Raw genomic sequence first — 13391 nt, forward strand, 5'->3', positions numbered from 1 at the left:
ACGCAAGCCACTTCCCGGCCACGGCGACCGGATCCGGCGACCAGCGCCCGGCGCCCGGTTGCCGCCGGGCCGCAAGCTGCCCGGCTGCTCGGCTCCGGACAGCGGCGCCCCGGCCACGGCGCCGGACCCGGGACCAGCGCCCGCGGGCGACGCAAGCCACGGCGGCCCGAACCCACCGATCAGCAGTTCGACGTAGCCGGTTTCCCGGCGATCCGGTCCTTCACGAACGCCAGGACGTCCGCATTACCCGTGTAGACCAGCGTGATGTGGTCGGTGTCGTAGGTCTTCCACGTCTGCTTCACCCCGGCCGCGCAGTACGTCTTGTGCAGCGTGTCGGCCTGTGCGAACTGGACCAGCTGGTCGCCCGTCGCGTGGTACAGGAACAGCGGGACCTTCGGCGGGCTGCCGCCGAGCTTGTTCTCGTTCAGGCGCGCCACCCACGCGGGCTTGATGTAGCCCGGGCCGGCCGTGTAGTCCGCGATCTTCTGGTTCGCGTACGTCGTGAGCAGCTCGAACGTGCACGCGCTCTGCTTCATCTCCGCCAGCTTCGCCCGCCCGTTGTCGCTGAGGAACGCATCGAGCTGCAGCTCGGGGTACGCCTGGTCGAGGCCGAGCAGTGCGTAGGCGAACACGCCGAAGCCGAACTTGCCGTCGAGCTGCAGCGTCACCTGGATCAGGTCCGACGGCACGCCGCCGGCCGCGATGCCCACCAGGTTCAGCTCCGGCGCATACGCAGGCTGCAGCTCGCCCGCCCACGCCGCCGCGCCGCCGCCCTGGGAATAACCGCGGAAGACGACCTTCGACGTCGAAGACAGCCCCGCCGCGGTGAGCCGCTGGGCCGCGCGGACCCCGTCGATCACCGCCGGGCCTTCGGAACGGCCCACGACGTACGTCGTCTTCGGCGCCGGCTGGTAGCCCTCGTAGTCCGGGACCGTGACGGCGTAGCCCGCGTCGAGCAGGTCGTCGAGGCCGGGCTGCTCGTAGAAGGCGCCGATGTCGATCATCTTCGACGGTGTGCAGTCGAAGGCGGGCCCGTGCGTGCCGGGGTCGAACGACACGATCGGCGCCGTCGCGCGGTCGGCGTTCTTGGGCACCAGCACGGTTCCGGTGACCGCGTCGGGCTGCCCGAGTGCGTTGGTGGACAGGTACATCACCTGCCACGCGTCCACCGATGCCTTGCGCGGACCCGCGTTCGACGTCCGCCACCGGATCACGTCACCCGGCTTGCCCGCGGGCAGCGGCGACGGCGGTGTGTAGAACGAGTCGTCGAACGGGCCGGTGCCGCCTCCCGGAGCCGCAAAAGCCGGGACGGGCGGCAGGCAGAGCACCAGCGCCGCCAGCGCGGCGAGCACGCGACGCGCTGTCACGACGGGGTCCCGTAGACGCGCTTGCAGGTCGCGGACTCGCTGAAGGCCAGGTTCAGCTCGGGATTCGCCTTGAGGTCCTTGATCGGGCCCTCCGGGTCGGCGAGCTTGCCCATCGTCGCGTCGGCGTCGGCGATGACCCGGCGCAGGCTGGCCTGGTCGGTCACCTTCGCCTGCGCCATCTTCGCCTTCGTCTCGGCCAGCTTGCTCTTCGTCTCGCCGAGATTGCCGGTCGCCTTGTCCACAGCGGACTGTCCATCCGGGACCGGCGGGACGCCCGCGGTGCGGATGCCGCCCGCCATGTCGTCGAGAGCGGCGCCGAGCCGGTCCAGGAAACCGACCATCGCGTCCCGGGTCTTCACCGGGTCGGCGTCGTCGACGGCGGGCGGCTGGGACAGCTTCGCCGAGCCCGCGGCCACCCCCGTGCACACCTTGTCCACCCAGGCCAGCGCCGCGGGATCGGCGTGGCGGCCGGGGTCGGCCGGGGCGTCCGAAGCGCAGGCGGCGCACGACAGAAGCGCGGCCGCCGACAACACCAGCACCGCGCTGTGCATTCTTTTCATGGGTTTCGAGGCTACGCAGCACGGTTGTTCCCGAGCAAGCGGAGAATGGCCGGTTGGCACGCTCGTCAACATTGCGCCGCCGGTGTTTGTTACGCACGTCAGCGATTCGCCGACCGCGCTGTGCTGGGGAAATCCACCCGGTCCTGCTAGGAACCCGTCCGCTGTGACGTGCCGGTGTGACAATTTGCCGCGGCGCCGCGTGCTTTTCCGGGAAAGGACTTGATCGGCACCGGCGGCGCTCGTTAGCTTACTGTTCGGTAGCGATTTCCGGGGAAAACGCATGCCGTTTCGTATCACTGTTGATACACGGAAGGACCCATCGTGAGGCAGCCAAGAGGCAAGAAGAAGACGGTCGCGGCCGCCGCGGCCGCGGGCGCGGTGGGGCTGGTCGCCACCGCACTGGTCGCCGGGGCGCAGACCAGTGCCGCCGACCCGATCTCGCTGACGCTCAACTACCACTGCACCTTCCCGCTGGTGGGCTCGCAGTCGCTGAAGGTGGTGATCAACACCGACCTGCCGCCGACGGTGAACACCGGCCAGCCGACGGGCGCGTTCGACATCAAGGCCGTGTCCACGATCAACGCGGACACCGTCAGCGGCCTCAGCCTGATCGGCGCCACGACGCTGGAAGGCACGGCCGCCGCCAAGGCGAACGTCGCCGCGCCGGGCCTCAACCTGCCGGTCACCGTCCCGATCACGCTGGACAAGACGAACATCCCGCCCTCGGGCGAGATGACCATCAACGCGGCGGGCAAGACGCCGTCGCTGACGTTCACCCAGGCGGGCCAGGCGAAGATCACCGTCGGCGACCTGAACCTCAAGGTCACCCCGCGCAAGGCCGACGGCTCGGTCACCGGCATCACCCCCGACGGCACGATCGACGCGCCGTGCACGCAGGACCCCGGCCAGGACAACACCCTCGCCACGATCACCATCGCCGGCGGTGGTGGCGGGACGACGACCCCGCCGCCGCCCACCAGCACGACGCCGCCCCCGCCCACGAGCACGACCCCGCCGCCGCCCACCACGACGACCCCGCCGCCCGGTGGCGGCCTCAAGTACTCCTTCGGCATCACCGGGCAGACCGCGCTGAAGTCGCTCGGCAGCACCGCGCCGATCAAGGGCGCGTTCGACGCCGACGTGAACCTGTCGGCCAAGACGTTCACCGGCGACCTGCAGCTGGAACCGACGCACACCGACTTCAAGCTGTTCGGGTTCCTGCAGGGCAGCTCGGACGTCAAGGTCGTGCAGCACGGCCCGCAGACCGGTGAGCTGGTCGGCACCGGGTTCAAGGCGCACATCAAGTTCGACGTCTTCCTCACCACGGTCAACCTGTTCGGCATCCCGATCAGCACCGACCCGAAGTGCGGCACGGTCAGCCCGTCGACCAGCGAGATGACCACCGGCGACGGCTTCGACCTGCTCAAGGGCGGCAAGCTGTCGGGCACCTACGCGCTGTCCGCGCTGCAGAACTGCGGCCCGTTCAACGACTACATCAGCGCGTTCGCCAAGAGCACCGGCAACACGCTGGACCTGAACCTCGTCAAGAAGTAACCCGATCTGCCGGCCCCCGTCGCGCCGCGGCGGGGGCCGGTGCCATGCCCCGGAAGGGAAAGCCCGTGCCGAAAGCCCGGTCGTTGCTCGCGGCGGGCCTCGCCTGCCTCACGCTGCCGCTCGTCGCCGCGCCGGCCGCGCAGGCGTCGACGCCGGTCGACAGGAAGCTCGCCTTCACCTGCCCGTTCCCGCTGATCGGCAAGCAGCGGCTGGACGTGCGGATCACGGCGTCGTTCGACGTGCCTGCCGCGCCCGGGGGCACGCTGACGACCTCGGACCTCGCGGTCTCGGTGACCGTGCCGGACAAGGCGGCCCGCGGCCTGGCCCTGGTCGGCGCGGCGAGCATCGAAGGGACGGCGTCCGCAGGGGTGACGCTGGCCAACGGTCCGCTGACGCTGCCGATCAGCCTGCCGATGACGGTGGCGAAGACGCCGGTGCCGCCGTCGGGGGCGTTCACGACTCCGGCGTCCGGCTCGGTCCCGCCGGTCCGGCTGCCGAACGCGGGGAAGACGACGCTGACGATCGGCGGGTTCAGCACCCGCCTCACGCCGAAGAAGGCCGACGGGTCGTTCACCGGGCTGGGCTCGTTCACCTCGGACTGCACGCTCGACCCCGGCCAGGACCCGGTGCTGCTGAGCTTCGACGTGGGCGGCACGCAGGCCCCGGTGACGTACGGCGTCACGGGAACGACGACGCTGAAGACCCTCGGCGCGTCGGCACCGGTGACCGGCTCGTTCACCGTGGGCCGCGACTTCACCCCGGCGTTCGACCGGACGCGGGCGGCGTTCAAGGTGTTCGGGTTCGTGCCGGGCACGGCGGACCTGCAGTTCACCACGGACGGCCCGCAGCCGGGCGAACCCGGGTTCGTCGCGCACGCGACGTTCGCGCTGAGCCTGCCGCAGGTGACGCTCTTCGGCCTCCCGGTCGCCGACGCGGGCTGCCGCGCGAGCGCGCCGATCCTCACCGACCTTCGCACCGGCAGTGGTTTCACGCCGGAATCGGGCGGACCGGTGACCGGAACGTACGCGATCCCGCCGCTCACCGGCTGCGGCACGTTCACGACATACCTGAGTTCCCTGGTCCAGGGTGAGGGCAACACGTTCGCGCTGACGCTGACCCCGCGCTAACCCCGCTTGGCGAAGTAGGGGACCGCGCCGTCCTTGAACATCAACACGAAACCGGTGATCGACAGGACCAGGGTCCCCAGGAAGAACAGCAGATGCGCGAGGTCGCCGGCGGTCATCCCGTTCGCGCCGGCGACCGCGATCAGCTGCAGCACCACGTTGAGGATCCCCAGCACGCCCAGGATCGCCAGCAGGATGCGGGCCCACCTCGCGCCGCGGTACATCCCGTACACCAGCAGCGCCCACAGTGCTCCCAGCACCAGGAACGTGACCACCGCGATCCCGGTCGGCAGCGGGCCTTCCGTCGCGCTGGTCACCACCGTGCCGTCGCCGGTGCGGACCGAGCGGAACGTCGTGAACCGCAGGACGTTCCCGCCCAGCACCTGGCTGGACAGCGACCCGAGGAACCAGCACGCGACCGCGGCCCACCAGGCGAACGCCGCCCTCCGGACCTCCCGCGGCCGCTCGGGGCGGGCGTTCTGGCCCGCGTACGGCGGCGGTGCGGGCGGAAACCCGCCGTACGGCTGCGGCGGTCCCGGCGGAAATCCCTCGGACATGCGCGCAGGGTAGGGCCGGAATGTGCCGTGACGGCACGGTCGTGCGCCGAACCGTTACCGACCCGGTGCCGCTCCGGAGTGCTATAAAGCGCTATCCCGGTGCGCCACCGGTGCCGCTAGGGTTGATCGTCTGGATGTGCTGGCTCACGAGCAGCCGAACGGGAGACGCCGGTGACCGCCGACCCATCGTGGGATCCCGGCACCCGCCTGCGGGTGCTGCTGATCGAGGACGACGACGGCGACGCGCTGCTGGTCGAGGAGATGCTGGCGGACACGGCCGAGCCGTTCTCGCTCGAACGCGTCGAGACCCTCGCCGCCGCGCTGGCCGGCCCGCTCACCGCCGACTGCGTCGTGCTCGACCTGCAGCTGCCCGACGCCTTCGGCCTCACCGGCCTGACCCGGCTCGGCCAGCACGCGCCCGGCGTCGCGGTGGTCGTCCTGACCGGGCAGCACGACCAGGCCACCGGCGTCGCCGCGGTGGCCGCCGGCGCGCAGGACTACCTCGTCAAGGACCAGGTCGACGGGCCGCTGCTGGTGAAGGCACTGCGCTTCGCCCGCGAGCGCAAGCGCGCCGAGCAGGTCGAGCAGCAGTTCCTGCAGCAGCAGCTGCTCGCGCGGGAGAACGCGCGGCTCGAACGCGGCCTGCTGCCCAGCCCGCTGCTGCGCGATCCGCACCTCGACCTCGCCGCGCGCTACCGGCCCGGCCGCAACGGTTCCCTGCTCGGCGGCGACTTCTACGACGCCATCGAGCTCGCCGACGGCACCGTCCAGATGATGATCGGCGACGTCTGCGGCCACGGCCCGGACGAGGCCGCGCTCGGCGTCGCGCTGCGCATTGCGTGGCGCTCGCTGGTGATGGCGGGCCTGCCGATGCCGGACGTGCTGGCCATGGTCGAGCAGGTCCTGGTGCACGAGCGGATCGAGCCGCTGTTCGCCACCGTCTGCATGGTCGTCGTCGCGCCGGACCGAAGATCCCTGCGCCTGTCGCTCGCCGGGCACCTCCCGCCGCTGCTGCTCACCCCGGGCGACGGGCACCTGCTCTCCGGCAAGCGCCTCGGCGTCCCGCTCGGCATCGTCGACGGCGCCAAGTGGGACGCCCTCGACGTGCCGCTGGAGCCGGGCTGGTCCCTGCTGCTGTACACCGACGGCGTGTTCGAGGGCCGCGTCGGCGCCGGGTCCGAACGGCTGGGCCACGAACGGATGGCCGAGCTGGTGCTCGACATCAAGCGGGAGACCGGGCTCGGCGGCCGGGCCCTGCTCGACGAGCTGATCGCGCGCGCCGAACGGCTCAACTCCGGCCCGCTCGACGACGACGTCGCCCTCGCCCTGCTCAGCCACGACCCGGCCGGGACGCCCGATGAAGACTGACGCACGCCGCTGGCCGATCGGCCGCTGGCTGGGCCTGCTGGCCGCCATCGAGCTGGTGCTGCTGCTCGCCGTGCTCGCCGGCGGCGGGATCGCGCTGAACAACCTCACCGAAGCCCGCGACCGCCTGCTCTACGTCGTCGGGCCGCAGCGGGTGAGCGCCGTCCAGCTGTCCGCGGCGCTGGCGAACCAGGAAAGCGGCGTCCGCGGCTACCAGCTCGGCCGCCGCCCGGAGTTCCTCACCCCGTACACCGACGGCGTCCGCGCGCAGGCCGACGCGGCCGCGCAGCTGCGGCAGCTGGGCGCGGTCCCGGGCACGCAGGCCGGCGACGACCTCGACGCCGTGCTGCGCGCGGCCGCCGCCTGGCAGGCCGTGGCCGCGCCCACCATCGCCCCCGGCGCCCCGCCGGTCACCGCGGCCGAGGTCGAGCACGGGCGGACGGCGTTCGGCGCGGTGCGGACGGCCGTCGACGCCCAGCTCGCCCACCTCACCTCGGTCCGCAACGCCGGCCGCGCCGACCTCGACGCCGCCGAGAGCTTCCTCAACGCGATGCTCGCCGCCGTCGGCGTGCTGGTCGTCCTGCTGTTCGTGGTGCTGTTCTTCGGCCTGCGGCAGGTCATCACCCGGCCGATCCTGCGGCTGGCCGGTGAGGTCCGGCAGGTCGCCGACGCCGACGTCCACCACCCGGTGCACGGGACCGGGCCGCGCGAGATCGCCCAGCTCGGCGCCGACGTCGAAGCCATGCGGCAGCGCATCCTCGACGAGGTCGCCGAGCTGGAGCGGGCGCACGCACTGCTCGACCGGCGGACACGCGAGCTGGAGCGGTCCAACGCCGACCTGGAGCAGTTCGCCTACGTCGCTTCGCACGACCTGCAGGAGCCGCTGCGGAAGGTGGCCAGCTTCTGCCAGCTGCTCCAGCGGCGGTACCAGGGCCTGCTCGACGAGCGCGGCGAGCAGTACATCGAGTACGCCGTCGACGGCGCGAAGCGGATGCAGGTGCTCATCAACGACCTGCTGGCGTTCTCCCGCGTCGGGCGCAAGCCGGGCGAGCACGTCGTGACCGACGCGGGCACGCTGGTCGACGACGCGCTCGCGAACCTGGAGGTCGCGCTGTCGCTCAGCGGCGGCAAGGTCACCCGCGGCGACCTGCCGGAGGTGCGGGTCGAGCCGGCGCTGATGACCGCGGTGTTCCAGAACCTCATCGGCAACGCGCTGAAGTTCAAGGGCGACGCGCCGCCGGAGGTGCGGATCGCCGCCGAGCGCGACGGCGACGACTGGGTGTTTTCCGTGTCGGACAACGGAATCGGCATCGACCCCGAGTACGCGGAACGGGTGTTCGCGCTGTTCCAGCGGCTGCACACGCGCACCGCCTACCCGGGCACCGGCATCGGGCTGGCGCTGTGCCGCCGGATCGTCGAGTACCACGGCGGCCGGATCTGGCTCGACACCGAGGCCGCCGACACGACGTTCCGCTTCACCCTGCCGGCCCGCAAGGACAAGGGGGACGCATGACGCAGGCGCCCGCCCCGATCGACATCCTGCTCGTCGAGGACGACCCCGGCGACGTGCTGATGATCCGGGAAGCGTTCGAGCACCACAAGATCCGCAACGCGCTGCACGTCGCGACCGACGGCGTCGAGGCACTCGAGTTCCTCAACCGCCGCGGGCGGTTCCGCGACGCGCCGCGGCCGGGGCTGATCCTGCTCGACCTCAACCTGCCCCGCAAGGACGGCCGGGAAGTGCTCGGCGAGATCAAGCGGGATCCGGCACTGTGCACGATTCCGGTGGTCGTGCTGACCACGTCCGAGGCGGAGGAGGACATCGTGCGCAGCTACGAGCTGCACGCGAACGCCTACGTCGCCAAGCCGGTCGACTTCGAGAAGTTCACCGAGGTGGTCCGCAAGATCGACGACTTCTGGGTCACCGTCGTGCGGCTGCCGCCCCGGTAGCCCTTTGGCGGGGAGTGCGGCACGATGAGGGACCGTGACGTCTTCCTCAGCGGACCTGCCCGCCACCGAGCTGTCGGTCACGCTCGACCGGCGGGGCCGGGCCGCGGTGCTGGCCGTGGCGGGCGAGATCGACCTGCTCAGCGCGCCGGAGTTCGCCGACGTCGTCGACGCGGTGCTCGCCGGGGAACCGGAAATCCTGGTGGTCGACCTGCGTGCGGTGACGTTCTTCTGCTCGGCGGGCCTGCAGGTGCTGGCGGCGGCCCACCGCAGGCTGGCCGAGGGCGCGCTGCGCGTGGTGAGCGATTCGGCGGTGACGTCGGGGCCGCTGAAGACGACGGGACTGGACACGTGGATCACGATCCACCCGACGGTCGGCGAAGCACTCCGATGACGGCGGATCCGTTCCGCCGTCACGGCGTGCAGGCGGTGCCGGAGGCGCTGCGGCGGCTGCGGCACGACCTGACGGCGTGGGTGCTGGCGGCGGGCGTCGACGAGGACCGGGCAGGCGACATCGTGCTGGCGAGCTACGAGGCACTGGCGAACGTGGCCGACCACGCCTACGACGGCGAGGGCACGGGCGTGGTGGACCTCGACGCGGCGGCGTTCGCCGACCGCATCGAGGTGGTGATCGCCGACCACGGCCAGTGGCGCACCCCGGTCCCGGACCACCGCCCGGTTTCCCTGCGGGGCCGCGGATTGCTGCTGCTACGGGCGAGCGCGGACCACGCCGACATCTCCTCCGGCGACACCGGAACCGTGGTCACCCTGACCTGGGACCTGACCCCGGCCCGCCCCTGACCCCATTTCTCTGAAGGCCACCATCACAGCGTCCAGTGCTGTGATGGTGGCCTTCAGAGGCTTTTGGGTCAGCTGTGGACCACGGCGCCGGTCTTCGGGTCCAGGGGCAGCTTCTTCGCCTGGGGCCACCAGAAGTCGAACATCCCGGCCAGCGAGCCGGCGCGGGTGTCGAACGACGAGTCGCCGATCCGGCCGGTGCACCAGTTGTCCTCGATGAACTTCAGGATCGAGGTCTGGTCGGTCAGCGTGTGGTCGACGTGGTTCACCTTGCTGTACGGCGAAATCACCAGCAGCGGCAGCCGCGGGCCGTAGCCGCAGCGGTCCGCGTACGTGCCCACCTTCGTCGGCTTCGCCGTGCAGATCGCCTGGTCCTGCGAAGCGTCGTGGGAGCCGTTGACGATCGGGGACTTCTGGTGGTCGTACCAGCCGTCGGAGTCGTCGTAGGCCAGCACGACCGCCGTCGACTTCCACTCGGGGGACTGCTGGATCTTGTTGATCTCGCCGACCACGAACTGCTGTTCGTCCAGCGGGTCCGAGTAGCCCGCGTGCCCGTCCTGGTACTCCGGGGCCTTGAGGAAGCTCACCGCCGGCATCGAGCCCGCCTGCAGCGCGGCGTCGAAGTCGGTGATGTCGTACTGGTGGTTCGCGCGGTCGGTCTGGCCGATCGCGTGCACCGACGACGGCGGCAGGTGCTTCGGGTTCGCCGTCTGCGGGTAGTACTGGAACGGCTCGTGGTGCGGGCTGTAGTCGACGACCGCGTTGCCGCCCACGTTCGTGTGCTTCTGGCCGCAGACCGCGTAACCGTTCGCCGTGCCGGTGGGCCGGAAGCCGCCCTGGAACCAGCCCCACGTCACGTGGCGCTCGTTGAGCAGGTCACCGATGTTGCGGCCGTGCATCGTGGCCAGGTTGTCCTTGCTCGTGTGGTTCTTGCCCGAGCAGTCGTCCCACGCCGGGTCCGGGTCGTTGATCATCGTGCCGATGCCGTTCGCGTCCGGCGACTGGACGGCGTAGGCGTCGCTGACCGGCTCGTGCGTCACCGGGTCGACCGCCTGGACGCCGTGGGTGTTGCCCGAGATCAGGTTGATCGCGCCCGGGCTCGACGGGCCGAACACCGTGTTGAACGAGTTGTCGCTCAGCGCGTAGTGCTGGGCGTAGTTCCACATGCCCGTCACGGTGTTGCCGTCGTAGTAGTCCATCACCAGGCCGGGTTCGCCGAACAAAATCGGCTGCCCGGTGCACTTGTCCGACTCGGTCTTCTCGACGAACTTGTCCATCTTGCCGCCGTTGAAGGCGGCCTGCTCCGCACCGTATTCGTGGTTCTGGTCGCAGGTCATCGCCTGCGACGGCCCCAGCCGCTTCGGGTTGTACGCGTTCGGGTTGTCGGTCAGCAGCTTGTGGTCGAGCCCGTTGACCTTCGGGGTGCCGTGCGCGGCGGTGAACGGGGTGCCGTCGGTGTTCGCCGCGTTCGGGTACGTGCCGAAGTAGTGGTCGAACGAGATGTTCTCGCCGAAGATGACGACGACGTGCTTGATCGGCGTCGTCGTCGGGATCCACTGCGCCGGGAACGGGTGCAGCGGCTGGGCGTCCGCGGTGCTCGCCGCGGATCCGGTGGCGACGGCCAGCACGGCCACCGAGGCGAGCGCGCCGGCGCCGAGCAGTCCGCGCCGACGGCGGCGGGGTCTGGTGTCCACTGTGGTGGTTCCTTTCGTGGTGGGTGGGGTCAGGTGAGCAGGGAACGCCCGAAGTGGTCGTCCGGGCCGGTGACGCCCGGCAGCGCGAAGAAGTAGCCGCCGCCGAACGGGGAGATGTAGTCGGTCAGTGGTTCGTCGGCCAGCCGCGTCTGGACCGCCTCGAACTGCCGCTCGAGATCCTGCTGGTAGCAGACGAAGAGCAGGCCCATGTCGAGGTTGCCGTTGCTGTCGATGCCGCGGTCGTAGTTCACCGCGCGGCGCAGGATGCGGCTGCAGTCGGTCTCCGGGGTGCGCGGGTTCGCCTTCCGGATGTGGCTGGTCAGCGGGATGACCGTGCCGACCGGATCGTCGGCGTAGCGCGGGACGTCGGTTTCCGCGGTGCCGTCGAGCGGCGCGCCGGTGTCGCGGCGGCGGCCGAACATGTTCTCCTGCTCGGCAAGTGAAACGCGGTCCCAGAACTCCACCAGCATCCGGATCAGCCGGATCACCTGGTAGCTGCCGCCGGTGGTCCAGGCGGGCTCGCCGCCGCCGTTCGTCCACACCAGACTGTCCACTTCGGACCCGGTGGGGTTCGCGGTGCCGTCCTTGAAGCCCATCAGGTTCCGCGGCGTGCCGTCCGGCCGCGGTGGCGAGACGAAGCCGTTGAGCTTCCAGCGCAGCTGCATGCCGCCGCGGGTCGCGCGGGCGACGTCGCGCAGGGCGTGCAGCACGGTGTCGGTGTCGTTCGCGGACAGGATCAGGCTGAGGTCGCCGTGGCACTGGGCGGGGTCGAGGGCGTCGTTCGGGAACGTCGTCATCGGCTTCAGCTTGGCGGGCTTGAGTTTCGCGAGCCCGTACCGCTCGTCGAACAGGCTCGCCCCGACCCCGAGGATGACGCCGAGGTCGCCGCCGGGCACGACCGGCCCGAGCACCCCGGAGTCGGCGGGCGGCGCGGTGATGCCGAGCGACGCGGGCGCCCCGCCGACGGTGAGGAACCGCGCCCGGTCGGTGATCGCGCGGAAGAGCTCGGTCAGTTCCGCCTTGTTTTCGGCGACGACGTCGAACGACGCGACGATCGTCTGCGTGGGCGGTTTCCGCAGGATGGCGGCCTGGTGCGGCCCGTGGAACGGCACGGGCGACGTGCTCTCGGTGACGGCGGAGGAGGCACCGAGCCCGGCCCCGGCGGCGACGGTGAGACCGGCGCCCATGGCGGCGCGGCGCAGGAAGGAGCGGCGGGGGAGGCCGGTCACGAGACCCTCCTCGGCTCGGCGATGGCGGCGATCGGGGCCAGCAGCTCGGTCAGCTCGCTCACGTCGGCGTTCAGCTTCTGCCGCTGCTTGGCGTCCAGCTGCGCCAGCGGTGTCCAGCTGCCGTCCGGACGGCGCGTGGCGTCCAAAGCGGACTGGGTGCGGGCCAGCCAGCTGTCCACCTTGGACAGACCGGGGTAGCGGGGTGCCAGCAGCGGCCGCAGGACGTCCAGGACCGCGCGGGTGCCGTCGAGGTTGGCCCGCGCCGTGGCCAGGTTGGTGCCGCTGCCGTAGTCGGTGCGGCCGGTGAGTTCGAACTGCAGCGTGTTCTCCATGATCTCGTGCGCGCGCAGGCCGAGGTCGTTCCCGTCGACCTGGCTGTCGGCGAAGGACGTCTGCAACGCGCGCGCGTCGGTGTCCAGCCGGTCGGCGACGGCCGTGAGCGCGCCCAGGTCTTCGCCGTGCCAGAGGCCCTGCTCCAGCCGGTGGAAGCCGGTGAATCCCGCGTCCGCCGGGCCGCCCGGCAGGCCGTCGGCCGTGCCGTTGAGCGCGCCGTCGGAGTCGCCGAACGCGTCGTAGGCCGCGCCCAGCCGCTCGTAGGTCAGGTGCGCGGTCAGCCAGGCGGCCTGGCTCGCGGCGCGGTCGCCGCCGTGGACGGCGTTCTTCAGCGCGCCGGTGTTCGCGACCAGCTCGCCGAGCCCGGCCGTGACGTGCTGCTGGTAGGCCTTGAGCGGACCGAGCAGCTCGTCGTGCGTCACCGGCGCGACGCCCGGGCCGCTCCGCTCGGCGCCGCCGGTGATCCGCACAGCGGGCCCGACGATCGCGCCCGCGTCTTCGGGCAGGCAGCGGAAGGCGTAACTGCCGTTGCCGAGGTTGACCTGCAGCGGCCGGGTCGTCGCGGGGCCGAGGCCCTCGACCTCGCCGTAGATGACACCGGTCGCGGGGTCGATCAGGTCGACCTCGGCCGTCACGGATCCGGTGTTGTGCAGGCGGAACGTCTGCGGCCCCGGCTTCGGGTCGGACCAGCCGGTACCGCACGCCGAGCGCGAGACGGCGATCTCGGGATCGCTCGCGACGGCGTCATCGGGCCAGAACACCACGACGGCACCCGCCACCACGGCGAGCACGACCGCCGCCACGATCCAGCGGACGCGGACTGACCCCGGCACGCACGTTCTCCTGTCACTCGATCGGACTAT

The 13391-nt window shown here is 71.3% G+C and carries 13 protein-coding genes; 7 read left to right on the forward strand and 6 right to left on the reverse strand.

Annotated elements, in window-relative coordinates:
* Window positions 1–179 precede the first annotated feature (179 nt).
* Window positions 180–1367: a lipase family protein gene (locus ABJI51_RS23305; RefSeq protein WP_348953411.1), complete on the reverse strand. Its 1188-nt coding sequence runs from the start codon at window positions 1365–1367 to the stop codon at window positions 180–182.
* On the reverse strand, window positions 1364–1927 hold the full coding sequence (locus ABJI51_RS23310) for a hypothetical protein (protein WP_348953412.1): 564 nt from the start codon (window positions 1925–1927) through the stop codon (window positions 1364–1366). The genes ABJI51_RS23305 and ABJI51_RS23310 overlap by 4 nt, the downstream gene beginning before the upstream one ends.
* A 321-nt stretch (window positions 1928–2248) precedes the next feature.
* On the opposite strand from ABJI51_RS23310, the gene ABJI51_RS23315 reads away from it, so the two are divergent.
* Window positions 2249–3481, forward strand: coding sequence for a DUF6801 domain-containing protein (locus ABJI51_RS23315; protein WP_348953413.1), 1233 nt, complete (start codon window positions 2249–2251; stop codon window positions 3479–3481).
* A 65-nt stretch (window positions 3482–3546) separates the two neighbouring features.
* Window positions 3547–4608 (forward strand): DUF6801 domain-containing protein, encoded by a 1062-nt coding sequence (locus tag ABJI51_RS23320; protein ID WP_348953414.1) that lies wholly within the window; start codon window positions 3547–3549, stop codon window positions 4606–4608.
* Here the strand turns inward: ABJI51_RS23320 and ABJI51_RS23325 are convergent.
* The gene (locus tag ABJI51_RS23325) at window positions 4605–5162 is read right to left on the reverse strand and encodes a hypothetical protein (RefSeq protein ID WP_348953415.1); all 558 of its coding nucleotides are present in this window, start codon (window positions 5160–5162) and stop codon (window positions 4605–4607) included. The genes ABJI51_RS23320 and ABJI51_RS23325 overlap by 4 nt on opposite strands.
* A gap of 171 nt (window positions 5163–5333) precedes the next feature.
* Here ABJI51_RS23325 and ABJI51_RS23330 point away from each other — a divergent pair, with 171 nt between their 5' ends.
* Genes ABJI51_RS23330 through ABJI51_RS23350 form a run of 5 tightly spaced genes read left to right on the forward strand, consistent with a single transcriptional unit; the run spans window position 5334 to window position 9275 of the window.
* A complete protein-coding gene (locus ABJI51_RS23330) occupies window positions 5334–6530 on the forward strand; it encodes a PP2C family protein-serine/threonine phosphatase (RefSeq protein WP_348953416.1) in 1197 nt (398 codons plus the stop codon).
* Window positions 6520–8040, forward strand: a complete 1521-nt coding sequence (locus ABJI51_RS23335) for a sensor histidine kinase (protein ID WP_348953417.1) — start codon at window positions 6520–6522, stop codon at window positions 8038–8040. Before ABJI51_RS23330 ends, ABJI51_RS23335 begins: the two co-directional genes overlap by 11 nt.
* A complete protein-coding gene (locus tag ABJI51_RS23340) occupies window positions 8037–8477 on the forward strand; it encodes a response regulator (RefSeq protein WP_348953418.1) in 441 nt (146 codons plus the stop codon). Before ABJI51_RS23335 ends, ABJI51_RS23340 begins: the two co-directional genes overlap by 4 nt.
* Window positions 8478–8511: 34 nt before the next feature.
* Window positions 8512–8868 (forward strand): STAS domain-containing protein, encoded by a 357-nt coding sequence (locus ABJI51_RS23345; protein WP_348953419.1) that lies wholly within the window; start codon window positions 8512–8514, stop codon window positions 8866–8868.
* The gene (locus ABJI51_RS23350) at window positions 8865–9275 is read left to right on the forward strand and encodes an ATP-binding protein (protein ID WP_348953420.1); all 411 of its coding nucleotides are present in this window, start codon (window positions 8865–8867) and stop codon (window positions 9273–9275) included. Before ABJI51_RS23345 ends, ABJI51_RS23350 begins: the two co-directional genes overlap by 4 nt.
* Window positions 9276–9343: 68 nt before the next feature.
* On the opposite strand, the gene ABJI51_RS23355 is transcribed toward ABJI51_RS23350, so the two are convergent.
* Genes ABJI51_RS23355 through ABJI51_RS23365 form a run of 3 tightly spaced genes read right to left on the reverse strand, consistent with a single transcriptional unit; the run spans window position 9344 to window position 13361 of the window.
* Window positions 9344–10966 carry a phospholipase C gene (locus ABJI51_RS23355; protein WP_348953421.1) on the reverse strand — a complete coding sequence of 541 codons (1623 nt, stop codon included), beginning with the start codon at window positions 10964–10966 and terminating at the stop codon, window positions 9344–9346.
* 29 nt (window positions 10967–10995) lie between these two features.
* The gene (locus ABJI51_RS23360) at window positions 10996–12195 is read right to left on the reverse strand and encodes a Dyp-type peroxidase (protein WP_348953422.1); all 1200 of its coding nucleotides are present in this window, start codon (window positions 12193–12195) and stop codon (window positions 10996–10998) included.
* The gene (locus tag ABJI51_RS23365; RefSeq protein ID WP_348953423.1) at window positions 12192–13361 is read right to left on the reverse strand and encodes an EfeM/EfeO family lipoprotein; all 1170 of its coding nucleotides are present in this window, start codon (window positions 13359–13361) and stop codon (window positions 12192–12194) included. Before ABJI51_RS23365 ends, ABJI51_RS23360 begins: the two co-directional genes overlap by 4 nt.
* Window positions 13362–13391: the final 30 nt, after the last annotated feature.

It is taken from the genome of Amycolatopsis melonis (genome assembly GCF_040064235.1).
Classification (GTDB): Bacteria; Actinomycetota; Actinomycetes; order Mycobacteriales; family Pseudonocardiaceae; genus Amycolatopsis; species Amycolatopsis melonis.

What these genes read in the sequence shown, in the direction of transcription:
- ABJI51_RS23350 (WP_348953420.1), top strand. Translation starts at nt 8,865, where the DNA reads ATGACGGCGGATCCGTTCCGCCGTCACGGCGTGCAGGCGGTGCCGGAG.
- ABJI51_RS23335 (WP_348953417.1), top strand. Translation starts at nt 6,520, where the DNA reads ATGAAGACTGACGCACGCCGCTGGCCGATCGGCCGCTGGCTGGGCCTG.
- ABJI51_RS23310 (WP_348953412.1), bottom strand. Translation starts at nt 1,927, where the DNA reads ATGAAAAGAATGCACAGCGCGGTGCTGGTGTTGTCGGCGGCCGCGCTT.
- ABJI51_RS23340 (WP_348953418.1), top strand. Translation starts at nt 8,037, where the DNA reads ATGACGCAGGCGCCCGCCCCGATCGACATCCTGCTCGTCGAGGACGAC.
- ABJI51_RS23325 (WP_348953415.1), bottom strand. Translation starts at nt 5,162, where the DNA reads ATGTCCGAGGGATTTCCGCCGGGACCGCCGCAGCCGTACGGCGGGTTT.